The organism is Microbacterium sp. 70-16 (genome assembly GCF_001898315.1).
Lineage (GTDB): Bacteria > Actinomycetota > Actinomycetes > Actinomycetales > Microbacteriaceae > Microbacterium.
In genome coordinates, this window is the sequence record NZ_MKTQ01000028.1 from 1 (window position 1) to 15,240 (window position 15,240).

Here is a 15,240-nt window from a genome sequence, read left to right on the forward strand (position 1 = left end):
CTTGCGGTGCTTCTTCTTCGCCATGCGCTTGCGGCGCTTCTTGATGACAGAACCCACGGAAAACCTCACTATGTCAGGGGTCTGGACGCGCATCTTTCGCGTCCGGGAACGGGCATCACGAAAAATGCCCTTGGGACATTCTAGCCGACGTCGGCGATAGGACGTTGCAGGGCGTCGGTCACGGCCGACTCCGGCACGCGATAGCTGCGGCCGAAGCGGACGGCCGGCAGCTCGCCGGAGTGCACGAGACGGTACACGGTCATCTTGGACACGCGCATCAGCTCCGCCACCTCAGCGACGGTCAGAAAACGCACATCGGACAACTCGGTCATCAGTCCCTTACTCCCCCAACATCACTCACGCCAGGCTCTCCCAGGTGAGCCATAGACATAGCGTAGGGGGCGCGTGGGACTCGTGTAAACCTCTGTGACCAGCGTGCGAGGTGGGGAACCTGTGCTCAGCGGCCCGGGATACGCTTGAACATGCTGTCGAAGGCATGCTTCGTGGATGCCGCGGCACGGCCCACCAGGTCAGCCGCGGCCACGGCCGACTCGGGCAGGTTCGACGCGGCCGCTTCGGCCGCAGCCAGGCCGTCGTCGAAGAACGGGACCAGCCAGTCGTCCACTTCGTCCAGCGGCGCGACCGACAGACTGTAGTAGCGGTGCTGGCCCTCTTCGCGGACCGAGACGAGCTCAGCCTCGCGCAGCACCTTGAGGTGCTTGGAGACGGTGGGCTGGCTCACCCGCAGCTCGGTCACGATGTGCGAGACGCTCGTGCCGAGTTCGCCGGATGCCGCGCGCTCGCGCAACAGCTGCAGGATGTCCCGACGGGTGCCGTCGGCGATCACGTCGAAGATGTCCGCCATTGTCTTAGGTTAGCCCGCGCCGCGGCCGGAGTACCATGACAACGATTCTTCCGGCGAGAGAGGCAGGTCAATGGCGGGCGACACCGTCGGGACCCGGGCATGGGGCGGCCTCCGCACGACGGCATCCGAGGCGTGGGGCAAGCTGCGTGAGCTGACCACGGCATCCCCCTCGCGATTCGCCGTCCTCGTCTTCCTCACCCTGATCCTGCTGTTCACGGCGCTGTTCTCGTTGCCCGCGGCATCCGCCGACGGCACCGCGACGCCGTTCGTCGACGCTCTGTTCACGGCCGTCTCGACGATCTGCGTGACGGGCCTGTCGACCGTCGACATGGGCACCCACTGGAGCCCCTTCGGACACGTGCTCGTCTACATCGGCGTCAACGTCGGCGCCCTCGGCGTGCTGACGCTCGCCTCGATCCTGGGGCTCGTGATCTCCAAGCGCCTGGGTCTGCGCGCCAAGCTCATCGCGGCGGGAGACTCCAACCCGCTGCGCGCGCACGGCGGTCCCGTCAACGAGGGGCAGACCGTGCTGCTGGGCGAGGTCGGCCAGATGCTCGCGACGGTCGCCCTGTCGACCCTCGTGATCGAGGCCGTCCTGGCTGTGCTGCTATACCCGTCGCTGCTGCTGAGCGGCGTCGACCCGCTGAGCGCGCTGTGGGAGGCCCCGTACTACGCGGCCATGTCGTTCACCAACACGGGCTTCGCCCCCAACGCCGGCGGCATCGAGCCGTTCGCGCAGAACTACCTCGTGCTGACGCTGCTGATGGCGGGCGTGTTCCTCGGATCGATCGGCTTCCCCGTCATCTTCACGCTGTGGCGCAAGCACCTGCACGTGCGCCGCTGGACGCTGCACACGAAGCTCACGATCATCACGACCGTGACCCTGTTCATCCTGGGCGCGTTCGTGTTCCTCCTGCTCGAGTACGACAATCCCAAGACGTTCGGTGGGCTCGGCGCATGGGACACGACGTTCCAGGCGTTCTTCCTGTCGGCGATGACCCGGTCCGGCGGCTTCTCGATCGTCGACATCGACCAGCTGCACGGGTCGTCGCTCGTCGTCGGATCGATGCTGATGTTCGTCGGCGGAGGCTCGGCATCCACCGCCGGCGGCATCAAGGTGACGACCCTCGCGATCCTCGCCCTCGCCGTCTGGTCAGAGGCCAAGGGTCGCCCGAGCGTGCAGGCGTTCGGACGCCGCATCCCCAGCGACGTGCAGCGGGTCGCCCTCTCGGTCGTCGCGTGGGGCGCGACGATCGTCGCCCTGTCGACGATCACGATCTCCCAACTCACCCAGGCACCCGTCGAGAAAGTGCTGTTCGACGTCATCTCGGGGTTCGCAACCGTCGGGCTGTCGACCGGCATCACGGCCGACCTGCCCGACCCCGCCGTCTACGTCATGGCGCTGACCATGTTCATGGGCCGCGTTGGTACAGTGACACTCGCCGCGGCCGTGGCCGCGACGTCCCGTTCGCAGCACTACTCGCTGCCCGTGGAAAGGCCCATCGTTGGTTGAGCAGATCCGGAGCGACGCTCCCGTCCTGGTGATCGGCCTCGGTCGGTTCGGCGCGGCCTGCGCCGGCGAGCTCGACCGCCTCGACCGCGAGGTGCTCGCGATCGACGCGAACCTCGAGCTCGTGCAGAAGTGGTCGGAGCGGGTCACCCACACGGTGCAGGCCGACGCCCGCAACATCGAGGCGCTCAAGCAGATCGGCGCGCAGGACTTCCAGGTCGCGATCGTTGCGACGGGCTCCTCGATCGAGGCATCCGTGCTGATCACCGCCAACCTCGTCGACCTCAAGGTGCCGCAGATCTGGGCCAAGGCCGTCTCGCAGAGCCACGGCAAGATCCTCGCCCGCGTGGGCGCGAACCACGTGATCTACCCGGAGCGCGAAGCCGGCGAACGCGTCGCGCACCTCGTGTCGGGCCGCATGCTCGACTTCATCCGGTTCGACGACGACTTCGTGCTGGCCAAGATGTACCCGCCGAAGTTCATCCGCGGCACGGGTCTGAACGAGTCGGGGGTGCGATCGAAGTACAACGTCACGGTCGTCGGCGTGAAGAGCCCCGGCAAGCCGTTCCGCTACGCCGAAGCCGACACGGTCGTCACCAACCACGACCTCATCATCGTGTCGGGCACCAACAGCGACATCGAGCGGTTCGCGGGGCTCGACCGCTAGTCGAGGGCCGGGTTAGGCCCCCGTCACGCCCCCGCGGCGAGCTCGCGCGACCGCGCGAGCGCTGCGTCGGTCGCCTCGGCGAACACGCCGTCCAGGCGCGCCCCCTGCAGCACCGCGATCGCGCGCTCGGTCGTGCCCTTGGGGCTCGTCACGCGGCGGCGCAGCTCAGCGGGGTCTTCGCCCGTGGCATCCAGCAGCGCCGCGGCGCCGATGAAGGTCTGCTCGGCCATGAGCCGGGCGTCGGCGTCCGAGAAGCCCTTGCCGCGGGCGGCCTCGGTGAGGTCTTCGATCAGGAGGAACACGTACGCGGGGCCGGAACCCGAGATCGTCCCGAGCGCGTCGATCTGCTCCTCGGCGAGCTCGATCACGGCGCCGCAGGTCTCGAACAGGGCGCGCACGAGCGCGACGTCGGCGGCGGATGCCGCGCTGCCGCCGGCGATCCCCGTGACGGCCTTGCCGACGACAGCCGGTGTGTTCGGCATGGAGCGCACGACCGGGATGCCTTCGCCCACGATCGACTCGAAGGTCGCGATCGTGACCCCGGCCGCCAGGCTCACGACGATCGTGCCGGGACGCAACACCGGCGCGATCTCGCGCAGCAGATCGGGCACCATGACGGGCTTGACCCCGATCAGGACGATGTCGGCGGATGCCGCCGCGGCGGTGTTGGCCGTGGCATCCGCCTCGAGTGCGAGACTCGTCACGCCGTCAAGGTCGGCGAGCTCTGCGGCCTTCGCGGCAGAGCGATTGGTGACCGTCACCTGCGACGCACGGCCCGAGCGGACGAGCCCCTGCAGGATCGCGCCCCCCATCGAACCGGCACCGAGAATCGCGATCGCGGGGAGCGTCTGAGACATGCGTCCATCCTATGGACGATCGCTTACCTGAAAGTTCATTCACACGTTTCGGGCCGCGGGGTAGGATGCGGCTATGACCCTCTTGGACGGCATCGGCGCCCGCCTCATCACCACGGATCGACTGACGGTCAACATCCTCGAGCGCACGGGCGATGACCCCGCGACGGCGCCCGATCAGACCGTCGTCCTCATCCACGGGAACGTCTCGTCGAGCCTGTTCTGGCAGGAGATCATGCAGGATCTGCCGCACGACCTGCGGGTCATCGCGATCGACCTGCGCGGGTTCGGCGGCACCGAGAGCCTGCCGATCGACGCGACGCGCGGCGTGCGCGATTTCAGCGACGACATCCACGCGACGCTCGTGGCGCTCGAGATCCCCACGGCGCACCTCGTGGGCTGGTCGATGGGCGGCGGCGTCGTCATGCAGTACGCGCTCGACCACCCCGTGCTGTCGCTGACGCTGCAGGCACCCGTCTCGCCGTACGGCTTCGGCGGCACGCGCCGCGATGGGTCGCGACTCACCGACGACGACGCCGGCTGCGGTGGGGGCGGCGCGAATCCCGACTTCGTGCAGCGCCTCACCGACCGCGACACGACCGACGAGGCGCAGACCTCGCCGCGCAGCGTGTTCCGCTCGGGCTACGTCGCGGCGGGCTACACGAGCGACAACGAAGACCTGTGGGTCGAGTCGATGAACACGACCTCGACCGCCGAGGGCAACTACCCCGGCGACGGCGTGCCGAGCGAGAACTGGCCCGGCTTCGCGGCGGGGACGACGGGCGTGCTCAACACGATGGTGCCGCGCTACTTCGACACCTCGGGGATCGTGGCGCTGGCCGACAAGCCGCCGGTGCTGTGGGTGCACGGCACGGCCGATGCGATCGTGTCGGATGCCTCGTTCTTCGACCTCAACCAGTTGGGCGCGCTCGGGGTCATCCCCGGCTGGCCGGGCGACGAGGTCGCGCCTGCGCAGCCGATGGTCTCGCAGACCCGCGACGTGCTGGATGCCTACCGCGCCGCGGGCGGCGAGGTCACCGAGTTGACGCTCGAGGGGGTGGGCCACTCGCCGCACCTCGAGCGCCCGGCCGAGTTCCGCCGCGCGCTGCTCGCGGTCATCGGCTACATCGGGCGCCCGGCCGACCCCGCGCCGCCCACCGAGGCGATCATCCTCAGCTCGTCGGACTGAGGCGCCGGTAGCGCCCGCGGGCGCGTCAGCGGCGCGCGTCGAAGAACGCCCGCAGCAGCGCCTGCGCCTCGTGCTCGCGCACGCCGCCGACGACCTCGGCGCGCACGGGCAGCCGGCGGTCACGCAGCACGTCGTACACCGATCCGGCAGCGCCGGCCTTCTCGTCCCACGCGCCGAACACGACTCGCCCCGCGCGCGCCTGCAGGATCGCCCCCGCGCACATGAGGCAGGGCTCGAGCGTCACCGTCAGAGTGCAGTCGTCGAGGTTCCACGAGCCGATCGCCTGCGCCGCCTCGCGCAGGGCGACGATCTCGGCGTGAGCGGTGGGGTCGGCGGTCTCTTCGCGCAGGTTGCGGCCTTCGCCGAGCACCCGGCCGGTGGCATCCGTCACCACGGCGCCCACGGGGATCTCCCCCGCTGCCGCAGCCTGCGCCGCGAGCTCGAGCGCGCGCGCCATCGCCGCGTCGTCGGCGGGAGCGGTCGGCAGGGGCACCCCTCCAGGGTAGGTCCCATGGGGAGTGCTCCCCATGGGACGCGCGCACGGCGCGCGACCGACCCCGCACTGATGCTCGAGCTGCGCGCCGGCTCCGCCTTCTGAGCCGACGCGATCGTGCTCGCGGCTGCGTGGAACCCCGATCCGCGGTCGGACGGCTCTGACGCGTAGGCTGAACACCATGCGCGTGCACGTTGCCGATCACCCCCTCATCACCCACAAGCTGACGGTGCTGCGCGACCAGCGCACCCCGTCGCCGGTGTTCCGCCAGCTCACGGAAGAGCTCGTCACGCTTCTCGCGTACGAGGCGACCCGCAGCGTGCGCGTCGAGGAGGTCGAGATCACGACCCCCGTCACGACGACGACGGGTGTGCGCATCAGCGAGCCGCGCCCCCTCGTCGTGCCGATCCTGCGCGCGGGCCTCGGCATGCTCGAAGGCATGGTCAAGCTCGTGCCGACGGCCGAAGTCGGCTTCCTGGGCATGGTGCGTGACGAAGAGACCCTGCAGCCGGCGACCTACGCCGAGCGCCTGCCGGATGACCTCAGTGACCGGCAGTGCTTCGTGCTCGACCCGATGCTCGCGACGGGCGGTTCACTCGGCGCGGCGATCGACTTCCTGTTCGCGCGCGGTGCGCAGGACGTCACCGCGATCTGCCTGCTGGCCACGCCCGAGGGCATCGCCGCGATCGAAGAGAAGGTCGGCGACCGCGACGTGACGCTCGTGCTGGGCACGGTCGACGAGGGCCTCAACGAGCGCGGCTACATCGTGCCGGGCCTCGGCGACGCGGGCGACCGGTTGTACGGCACGGTCTGAGCGCGGGCCAGTGATCCTGGGGCCGCTCAGCCGCTCGTGCGGCGGCCGGTCTCCTGCTCCCAGAACTCGAGCTGCTGGGTGAGCGCTTTGGCGAGCTCGAACACCTGGTGCGGAGGGATCCGCACACGCTGCACGACCTGACCGGGCACAAGCGTGATGGGCTTGCCATCGGCATCCGTCGCGGCCTGCGGTGGCCGCGCGAGCGAGACGAAGTCCATCACGAACACGTCGGGGGTGTGCCACACGTTGGCGAAGTCGGCGTAGCTGCCGGCGACGACCTCCGGGGGCACGTCGATCTCGAACTGGCGCGGAGCGTCGTCACTCATGGCATCCTCTTCGTCGGCATCTGCACGGATGCCTGAGTCTACGGTCACGCGGCCCCGACCAGGCGCCCGAACGCGCTCAGTCGCGTGACACCGTCGGGCGTGCGGGGCAGATCATCGAGCAGGCCGGTGCCGTACACGATGTACGCCGTGTGCTCAGCGCGCGAGACGGCGACGTTCAGACGGTTCTGCAGTAGCAGGAACTCGAGCCCGCGCGGGGCGTCGCGCCCCGACGAGGCGGCGAGGGAGACGATCGCGACGGCCGCCTCCTGGCCCTGGAACTTGTCGACCGTGCCGACGGGCACGGCGCCGAACCCGGCAGCCCCGAGCGCTTCTTCGACCGTGACCTGCTGCGCGTTGTACGGGGTCACGACGATGAGGTCTTCCGGTGACAGCGCGCGCGGCGGCTCGCCGTCACCGGCGGTCCACTGCCGCCCGACGAGGTCGCAGACGATCGCGACGACGGCATCCGCCTCTTCGGGCGATGCCGTCGCGTTGCCGGTGTGCCCGAGCGGCACGGGGATCACGCCGGGCGCGATGCCGTCGAGGTGCCGCGCCGACGTCGTCGGATGCGCCGCGAGCCTGCACTCGTACGACAGCTGCGAGACGGGTTCGGCGACCTCGGGGCGCATGCGCCGCGTCTGCGCGAGGAAGAACCCGCGATCCTGCGCGATGACGGCAGAGCCGTCCATGAGCCAGCCGAGCGCCGAGGTGTCGACGGGTTCAGGGTGCGTGCCTTGGCTCACCTGCGGCAGCTGCTGCGGATCGCCGAGCAGCAGCAGGCGCTGCGCGGCGACCGAGACGGCGATCGTGGATGCCAGCGAGAACTGGCCCGCCTCGTCGATCACGAGCAGGTCGAGGCTGCCGCGCGGCACGCGGCCGGCGTGGCTGAGATCCCACGCTGTGCCGCCGATGACGAACCCCTCGGGGTGCTCTGCCGCGAACGTCGCGTAGCCGTCTTTCGCGATCGGAGTGAACGACGGCTCGGCGGAGGTGCCACCCTTGAGCGCTTTCGCGACCTGCCCGCGCGGGACGCCCGCCTCGACGATGCGGTCGAGCATGTTCTCGACGACCGCGTGGGACTGTGCGACGACGCCGACCTTGTACCCCTGTTCGGCGACGAGCCGTGCGACGACGTGCGATCCGACGTAGGTCTTGCCCGTGCCGGGCGGGCCCTGCACCGCGAGATAGCTGTGGTCGAGGTCGTGCACCGAGCGGGCGATGTCGGTCACGTCGTCACCCGCTTCGCGCGCGAGCGTGCCGCTGCGTGTGCGCGGCGGGCGGCGCAGCAGCAGATCGGTCGCGGCATCGCGCGGGAAGGATGCCGCGGCCTCGGGCGCGGCCTGGATCACCGCGTCGGCCCACTGATCGATCGCGGCCTGCTGGCTGCCGGCCTGCGGCGGCGCGGGCGGGGTCAGCGCGATCGGCAGCTCTTGCCAGGTGAACCCCGCGATGGAGTTCTCTTCGATGACGACCCCGTCATCGAGCGTGTCGACGATGCGCACCGTGCGGGCGGCGTGGATCCAGCGCGGACTCGTGTCGACCGGGAACGGGGCGGGCAGCTCGTACAGCACGAATACGCTGCTGTCGGCGGACAGCCGGGTTCCGGGCGCGAGATCGCCACGCAGCTCGAGCACGCGACGCTGCACGCGCGCGCCCTCGGGGATGTGCCAGTCGGTCAGCACGCGACAGCGGTCGTGGTCGAAGACGACGACGTCACGGGTGTCCTCCCAGATCGACACGGGCTCGCGCAGGCGCAGGAAGTGCGTCGCCCAGAAGGTCTTCGCCTCACGCGGGTAGTAGTCGATCGCGGCGGCGCCCAGGCGCAGCGCGGTCACGGCATCCTGCTCGTGTGCCGCATGCGCCAGACGTGCGAGCGACTCGGCCCGCGGCGACGGCTCGTACGGGCGCTCGGCCGCATCGACGTCGGCCGACGGTGTCAGCTTCGCCTCGCGGGCGCGCTCGACGAGCCAGTCGCGCAACCGGCGGGTCGAGACGCAGTCGTAGCGGTTGTAGTCGGCGAGGTCGGCGAGGATCGCCTCGCCGGCGGCGGCATCCGATGCCGTCCCGGCATCGAGCAGCACGCGCGCCTCGACATACTTCACGATCGAATCGTCGCCGCGCTGCACATCGCTCGTGCGCACCTCATCGCCCATGTACAGCGGTTCGAGCTTCTTGATCGAGTACGACCGCGAGCCCACCCGCAGCGCGCGCCGGACGATCGGATAGAGATCGACGAAGACGCCTTCGCGTAGCAGCGTGTCGACCTCGGCCTCGCGCGTGCCGTAGGTTGCGGCCATCGCCAGCAGGTGCGTCGTCTCGTACGGCGCGTAGTGGTAGATGTGCATGCCCGGGTGGGTGCGACGGCGCAGGGCGACGAAATCGAGGAACTCCTCGAAAGCCCGTCGTTCATCGGCGTGGGTGTGCGCCCACAGCGCCGTGTACTGCTCGGCGTCATCGACCCAGCCGAAGAGGTAGTCGATGCCCCACTGCGGCGGCGCGCCCGCGGCGGGAGTCTCGGTGTACAGCGGGTCGCCCTCGAAGTCGAAGAAGATGTCACCGCGGTCGGGTCGAGGCAGCGCGCCGATCGCCTTAGGGAACACGACCTCGTAGGTCGGGATCGCGGGTTCTGCCGCCGCGGGCTCGGCGGCAGCGACACCGCCCGCGGGGCTGGCCAGCTGCAGCCGGGCCTGCGTGCGCAGACCCGTGAAGGTGTCCCACGACATGCGGTCGGGGGCCTCCCGGGCATCCGCCAGCTCGTCGATCGTGCGGATGCCGGCGGCCCGCAGCCGGTCGCGCTGCACGGGGCGCATGCCCGCGACGAGCAGCAGATCGCGGTGCGCGATCACCTCGGCGTCGCACGTCGCGCACCGCCCACACGCGACGACCCGCAGTGCGCCGCGCTCGTCACCCCACGCGATCGGGGCACCCCCGGCCCCGGCAGGCAGGTCGCGGTCGGCGATGAGCGCGCGCAGCCGCGCGCGACGTAGGCGGAACACCGGCATGAGGTCACGCACGGCGTGCACCGACGTCGAGCCGTCGCCGAGCAGCAGCTCGACGCGGTCGCTGTGCTCCACGCCGAGGAGGTCGAGCTGATCGACATATGCCGCCAGCTGCATGAGCGCCGTCACGCGGGCGTGCCGCGCGAGTTTGGTGTCCTGCACGATCCAGCGGCCGTCCCCGTCACGCAGCAGGAAGTCGGCGAAACCGACGAACTCGTCGGTCGAGAACACCGCCTGATAGATGACGGCGACGCCGGAGTCGGCAAGCGCCGCGTTGGTCGCGGCGACGGCGGCCGCGATGCCCGCGGCATCCGACGATCGCGTCTCGGGCAACTCGACGACACGACCCGGATACTGGGCGCGGTAGGCCTCGAGCTGGCGCAGTTCGTGCTGCGTGCCGAGCCGCCCGGCGCGGGCGAGCGTGAGGTCTTCGGGCTCTTCGACGGCCGGCACGCGGCCGAGCTTCGCGTCGATCTGGCGCAGCCACGCGAACTCGCATTCGGCCGCGGCCTTGAGATCGCTCGCGCTCCAGACGATCCGGCCTTCGTCTTCGATGTATCGCATGTCGCCCTTCCGCAATCGACCCTAGCGGCGGGTGCCGACACGGGCCCCGGGCGCGAGCCCGGCCGACCTGACAGACTGGTGCCGTGAGCGAGAACCTTCCGTTCGAGAGCGTCTACCGGCACGGCTTCGCGCGCATCGCGGCCTGCACGATCCCGGTCGCGATCGCCGATCCGGCGACCAACGCCGCCGCCGTGCTGGCCTCGGCCCGCGAGGCGCACGACGAGGGCGTCGCCGTCGCGGTGTTCCCCGAACTGTGCCTGACCGGGTACGCGATCGACGACCTCGTGATGCAGGACGCCGTGCTGGATGCCACGGAGGCGGCGATCCTCGCGATCGTGCGCGCCTCCGAGGACCTGCTGCCGGTGCTCGTCGTCGGCGCTCCCCTGCGGGTGCGCAACCGGCTTTACAACTGCGCCGTCGTGATCCACCGCGGTGAAGTGATGGGGGTCGTCCCCAAGACGTATCTGCCGACGTACCGTGAGTTCTACGAGCGCCGCTGGTATGCCTCGGGCCCCACCTACGACGGCGTCGTGCGGCTCGGCGGGTCGCTCGAGCAGGGCGGCATCGAGGCGATGTTCGGGTCGAACCTGCTCTTCCGCGCGGATGACGTGCCGGGACTCGTGCTGGCCGTCGAGATCTGCGAAGACCTGTGGGTTCCCGTCCCGCCCTCGTCGCGTGCCGCGCTCGCGGGGGCCACCGTCCTCGCGAACCTCTCGGGCAGCCCGATCACGATCGCGCGCGCCGAAGATCGCAAGACCCTCGCGCAGTCACAGTCGCTGCGGTGTCTCGCCGCCTACGCCTATGCCGCTGCCGGCACGGGCGAATCGACGAACGACGTCTCGTGGGACGGCCAGACGATGATCTACGAGGGCGGCACCCTGCTGGCCGAGACGGAGCGCTTCCCCACCGGCGCACGCATGTCGATCGCCGACGTCGACCTCGACCGCCTGCGTCAAGACCGCCTGCGCCAGGGCACCTTCGACGACAACCGCGTCGCCGAGCTGCGCCCCGCCGGCGAGCCCGCCGACGACTACGTCGAGTATGAGTTCACGCTCGCTCCCCCGGCATCCGCCACTCGGCTGCGTCGGCCGCTCGACCGGTTCCCGTTCGTTCCCGACGACGCCGCACGCCTCGACCAGGACTGCTACGAGGCGTTCAACATCCAGGTGTCCGCGCTCGTGCAGCGCATGCGCGCGATCGGATCGCCGAAGCCCGTCATCGGCGTCTCGGGCGGTCTCGACTCGACGCATGCGCTGCTGGTCGTGGCCCGCGCGATGGATCTCATGGGCCGCCCGCGCGCCGACATCCTCGCCTACACGATGCCGGGATTCGCGACGAGCGAGCACACCAAATCGAACGCGATCGCCCTCGCCGAGGCGATCGGCGCATCGATCGAGACGATCGACATCCGGCCGATGGCGACCGAGATCCTCACCGGCATCGGGCATCCGTTCGCCGCGGGCGAGCCCGTCTACGACGTCACGTTCGAGAACGTGCAGGCCGGTGCGCGCACCGACTTCCTGTTCCGCCTGGCGAACCAGCGCGGCGGATTCGTCGTCGGCACGAGCGATCTGTCGGAGCTCGCCCTCGGCTGGGCGACGTATGGCGTCGGCGACCACATGAGCCACTACGCCGTCAACGCGGGTGTGCCCAAGACCCTCATCCAGCACCTCATCCGGTGGGTCATCGCGCACAGTGATGGTGGTGGCGCAGACCTGACGCAGGACGCCAAGGACGTGCTGCAGTCGGTGCTCGACACCGAGATCAGCCCCGAGCTCGTACCGGCAGGCCAGGACGGCAAGGTCCAGTCGACGGAAGACACGATCGGTCCGTACGCGCTGCACGACTTCACACTGTTCCACGTGCTGCGCTACGGCCTGCGCCCGTCGAAGATCGCGTTCCTCGCCGAGCAGGCGTGGGCGGATGCCGAGGCGGGAGCCTGGCCTCCGGGGTTCCCCGACGACGACCGCTACGCGTACGACCGCGCGACGATCGTGCGCTGGCTGCGCGTGTTCCTGAAGCGCTACTTCGGGTTCGCGCAGTTCAAGCGCACCGCGATCCCGAACGGCCCGAAGGTGCTGCCGGCGGGTTCGCTGTCGCCGCGCGGCGACTGGCGAGCACCGTCCGACGGCAACGCCGCGGTCTGGCTCGCCGAGCTCGACGCGGCCCTGCCCCAAGACTGACCCGAGCGCCGCGGGCCCGGCCCGCCCTTACTCCTTCGGCGGGATGCCGACCGCGAGGGTGATGACCCAACCGTCGCGCGAGATGTCGGTCAGCGCGTACTGGACCTGCCTGTCGCCGATCCAGCCCTTGTGCCGGCCCATGTCGAGCCGCACATGCTCGGGAGCGACGCGCGCGGCGCGGCCATCGGCCTCGAGCACGGCCTGCACACGCACCCAGTGCTGCAGCAGATCGTCGGTCGCGGTGCCGTCGAGCAGGTGCGAGTGCTTCTGCATCTGGCGGACGTCAGCCGGCTCAGGGTGCAGGTCGCGGATGTCGATGCCGACCGGGACATCGGGATCGCAGATCGCGACGACGGTCGCGGCACGGTAGCTCGCGGTCACGATCGAAATGGGCAGGTCGACGCCGTCGCGCGAGGCGATGAGGCGGGTGTGGTACCCGAAACCGCGCGGCGCTTCGCGCTCGATGCGGATGTCGGTGGGCTCGCAGCCGAGCTTGGTCGCGATCAGCTCCTTCGCGATGATCCGGCGGCGGTCGTGGACCGTCGTCGCCGGGTCCCAGCCGAGGCGAGCCGAGACTCCCGCGGGCGTGTCGAGAAGAACGGTCTGCAGTGTCATGTCGCTCCGATCGCTGATCCGATGGCTCCATCTTGGCGCACCCGGCGTGCCGGCGGGTCACATCCCGGCGTGACAAACCGCGCGGCGCGCCGACCATGATGGAGGGATGTCACCGCGCGCGACGATCGTCGGCAGCGGGCCGAACGGGCTCGTCGCGGCCGTCACGCTCGCCCGCGCCGGTTACTCCGTGCGCGTGCTCGAAGCCGCCGGCGCCGCCGGCGGGTCGGCGCGGACGGCGGAACTGACGCTGCCGGGGTTCCGCCACGACGTCGGCTCGGCGGTGCATCCCGTCGCCCGCAGCTCGGTGTGGTTCCGTGCGTTCGGGCTCGACCGCCGCGTGGAATGGCTCGTGCCGGATGCCTCGTTCGCGCACCCGCTGCCCTCCGGCCCGACGGCGATCGCGTGGCGCGATCTCGACCGCACGGCCGCGAGCCTCGGCGCCGACGGCACGCGCTGGCGCCGCCTGATCCAGCCGCTGCGCGACCATCTCGACGGCGTCGTCGCGCTGACCGGCGATCATCTGCTGCGCGTGCCGCGGCATCCGGTGACGGCGGCTGCATTCGCCGTGCGCACGGCGCTGCTGGGCACGGCGCCATCACTCGCGCTGCGCACAGAAGCGGGCCTCGTGCTGTGGGCGGGCGTCGCGGCGCACGCCGCCCGTACGCTGCCGTCGCTCGCAGGGTCGGCCGCCGGGCTGCTGCTGGCAGCGCATGCCCACGCGGCGACCGGCTGGCCCGTGCCCCGCGGCGGAGCGGGTGCGATCACGGATGCCCTGATCGACGACCTGCTCGCGCATGGCGGTGAGCTCTCGTGCAACGAGAACGTCGTCGATGTCGCGGCGCTGGACTGGGGTGATGCGGCGGCGGGCGACGTGCTCGTGCTCGCGGGGTCGCCACGGCTCGCGGCGACCGTTCCGGGCATCCCCGGATCGTACGCGGCCGCACTCGGCCGGTATCGGTACGGCCCGGGCTTGGCGAAGATCGATCTCGCCCTCGACGGGCCCGTGCCGTGGCGCGACCCAGACCTCGGCCGCGCCGTGACCGTCCACGTGGGCGGCACGGCGGAGCAGGTGCGCGCGAGCGCGGCAGGCGTCGCCCGCGGTCGCCTGTCGCCGGCGCCGTATGTGCTGGTCGCGCAGCCGTCGGTCATCGACGCGAGTCGCGCGCCCGCGGGCGCGGCGGTGCTGTGGGCGTACCTGCACGTGCCGCGCGGGGCGGCGGCCCTCGACCCGTCCGAGCCGATCCTGCGCCGACTCGAGGAGTTCGCGCCCGGCATCCGCGATCGCATCATCGGCCGGCACGTGACCCGCGCATCGCAGCTGGCTGCACGCAACCCGGCGGCGATCGGCGGCGACGGCCTGGGCGGTCTGCTGACGCTGCGCCAAGCCGTGCGCAGCCCCGTGGTCTCCACCGTGCCGTGGCGCACACCCGCCCGCGGCGTCTACCTCGCCGGGTCGGCGCTGCCGCCGGGGCCGGGCGTGACGGGGATGCCCGGGTGGTACGCCGCCCGCACCGTGCTCACCGACGCCCGCGGCTCAGTACCGCGCCTGGAGGACCTGTTCGGGGCATCCGCGATGGGAGAATGAGGCAGTGAAACTCCTCGTCGCAGCCCTCGCCTCTGAACTGGTCGCCTTCGAAGACGAGCTCGACGGGTTCGAGCGGCTCGTCACGGGCCCCGGCAAGCTGCAGGCGACGTACGCCCTCACGCGCCGGCTCGACGCCGGCGGCATCGACGAGATCGTCGTCGTCGGCACCGCGGGCTCACTCGACTCCGCCACGACGGGGCTGCACGAGATCGCGGCGGCGATCCAGCACGACGTCACCGACATCGACGGCATCGCCGGGCAGCACGTGTCATTGCCCGCGCAGGTGCAGACCCGCGGCGGCACCGCGACGATCGCGACAGGCGACCACTTCGTCGATGATGCGGATGCCGTGGCATCCATTCGCGGTCTCGGCGCGACGCTCGTCGACATGGAGACCTACGCGTACATCTGGGTCGCCGAGCAGTTCGGCGTGCCGATCACGGTGCTCAAGGCCGTCTCGGACAATGCGCAGGATGACGCGGTGACCGACTGGCGCGAGACCGTCGCCGCGTGCAGCGCGACCCTGCGGGACGCGATGCGCGAACGCTACGGCGTCTGAGCCAGGTAGCCTTCAAG

Annotated in this window: 15 protein-coding genes; 7 read left to right on the forward strand and 8 right to left on the reverse strand. The window is 70.7% G+C overall.

Annotated features, from left to right (window positions below):
* From BGO46_RS12135 to BGO46_RS12145, 3 genes are all read right to left on the reverse strand, one after another.
* The coding region (locus BGO46_RS12135; protein WP_299986268.1) for an AURKAIP1/COX24 domain-containing protein at positions 1 to 57 on the reverse strand (57 nt) is incomplete at its 3' end.
* Between the two features lie 83 nt (positions 58 to 140).
* A complete protein-coding gene (locus tag BGO46_RS12140; protein ID WP_292676809.1) occupies positions 141 to 332 on the reverse strand; it encodes a helix-turn-helix domain-containing protein in 192 nt (63 codons plus the stop codon).
* Positions 333 to 457: 125 nt separating this feature from the next.
* A complete protein-coding gene (locus tag BGO46_RS12145) occupies positions 458 to 865 on the reverse strand; it encodes a metalloregulator ArsR/SmtB family transcription factor (protein ID WP_292676807.1) in 408 nt (135 codons plus the stop codon).
* A 70-nt stretch (positions 866 to 935) separates the two neighbouring features.
* On the opposite strand from BGO46_RS12145, the gene BGO46_RS12150 reads away from it, so the two are divergent.
* Together BGO46_RS12150 and BGO46_RS12155 are read left to right on the forward strand one after the other, a co-directional pair.
* Positions 936 to 2,378 (forward strand): potassium transporter TrkG, encoded by a 1,443-nt coding sequence (locus tag BGO46_RS12150; protein ID WP_292676805.1) that lies wholly within the window; start codon positions 936 to 938, stop codon positions 2,376 to 2,378.
* Positions 2,371 to 3,042 (forward strand): TrkA family potassium uptake protein, encoded by a 672-nt coding sequence (locus BGO46_RS12155; protein ID WP_292676803.1) that lies wholly within the window; start codon positions 2,371 to 2,373, stop codon positions 3,040 to 3,042. Before BGO46_RS12150 ends, BGO46_RS12155 begins: the two co-directional genes overlap by 8 nt.
* Positions 3,043 to 3,065: 23 nt before the next feature.
* On the opposite strand, the gene proC is transcribed toward BGO46_RS12155, so the two are convergent.
* Positions 3,066 to 3,899 carry a pyrroline-5-carboxylate reductase gene (proC, locus tag BGO46_RS12160; protein ID WP_292676801.1) on the reverse strand — a complete coding sequence of 278 codons (834 nt, stop codon included), beginning with the start codon at positions 3,897 to 3,899 and terminating at the stop codon, positions 3,066 to 3,068.
* A gap of 73 nt (positions 3,900 to 3,972) precedes the next feature.
* Here proC and BGO46_RS12165 point away from each other — a divergent pair, with 73 nt between their 5' ends.
* Positions 3,973 to 5,085: an alpha/beta hydrolase gene (locus tag BGO46_RS12165; RefSeq protein WP_292676799.1), complete on the forward strand. Its 1,113-nt coding sequence runs from the start codon at positions 3,973 to 3,975 to the stop codon at positions 5,083 to 5,085.
* A gap of 25 nt (positions 5,086 to 5,110) precedes the next feature.
* On the opposite strand, the gene BGO46_RS12170 is transcribed toward BGO46_RS12165, so the two are convergent.
* Positions 5,111 to 5,542 (reverse strand): nucleoside deaminase, encoded by a 432-nt coding sequence (locus tag BGO46_RS12170; RefSeq protein ID WP_292676925.1) that lies wholly within the window; start codon positions 5,540 to 5,542, stop codon positions 5,111 to 5,113.
* A gap of 217 nt (positions 5,543 to 5,759) precedes the next feature.
* Here BGO46_RS12170 and upp point away from each other — a divergent pair, with 217 nt between their 5' ends.
* Positions 5,760 to 6,392, forward strand: a complete 633-nt coding sequence (upp, locus tag BGO46_RS12175; protein ID WP_292676798.1) for a uracil phosphoribosyltransferase — start codon at positions 5,760 to 5,762, stop codon at positions 6,390 to 6,392.
* A 26-nt stretch (positions 6,393 to 6,418) separates the two neighbouring features.
* Here upp and BGO46_RS12180 read toward each other — a convergent pair whose 3' ends face one another.
* Together BGO46_RS12180 and BGO46_RS12185 are read right to left on the reverse strand one after the other, a co-directional pair.
* Positions 6,419 to 6,766 carry a DUF3467 domain-containing protein gene (locus tag BGO46_RS12180; protein ID WP_292676796.1) on the reverse strand — a complete coding sequence of 116 codons (348 nt, stop codon included), beginning with the start codon at positions 6,764 to 6,766 and terminating at the stop codon, positions 6,419 to 6,421.
* A complete protein-coding gene (locus BGO46_RS12185; RefSeq protein WP_292676794.1) occupies positions 6,763 to 10,281 on the reverse strand; it encodes a bifunctional RecB family nuclease/DEAD/DEAH box helicase in 3,519 nt (1,172 codons plus the stop codon). The genes BGO46_RS12180 and BGO46_RS12185 overlap by 4 nt, the downstream gene beginning before the upstream one ends.
* 83 nt (positions 10,282 to 10,364) lie before the next feature.
* On the opposite strand from BGO46_RS12185, the gene BGO46_RS12190 reads away from it, so the two are divergent.
* Positions 10,365 to 12,464, forward strand: a complete 2,100-nt coding sequence (locus BGO46_RS12190) for an NAD(+) synthase (protein ID WP_292676792.1) — start codon at positions 10,365 to 10,367, stop codon at positions 12,462 to 12,464.
* A 27-nt stretch (positions 12,465 to 12,491) separates the two neighbouring features.
* Here the strand turns inward: BGO46_RS12190 and BGO46_RS12195 are convergent, their stop codons facing one another.
* Entirely contained in the window at positions 12,492 to 13,079 is a 588-nt protein-coding gene (locus tag BGO46_RS12195) for a hypothetical protein (RefSeq protein ID WP_292676790.1), read from the reverse strand.
* A gap of 106 nt (positions 13,080 to 13,185) precedes the next feature.
* Between BGO46_RS12195 and BGO46_RS12200 the strand changes: the two genes are divergently transcribed.
* Positions 13,186 to 14,664: an NAD(P)/FAD-dependent oxidoreductase gene (locus tag BGO46_RS12200; protein WP_292676788.1), complete on the forward strand. Its 1,479-nt coding sequence runs from the start codon at positions 13,186 to 13,188 to the stop codon at positions 14,662 to 14,664.
* 4 nt (positions 14,665 to 14,668) lie between these two features.
* Positions 14,669 to 15,223 (forward strand): nucleoside phosphorylase, encoded by a 555-nt coding sequence (locus tag BGO46_RS12205; protein WP_292676786.1) that lies wholly within the window; start codon positions 14,669 to 14,671, stop codon positions 15,221 to 15,223.
* Positions 15,224 to 15,240 lie beyond the last annotated feature (17 nt).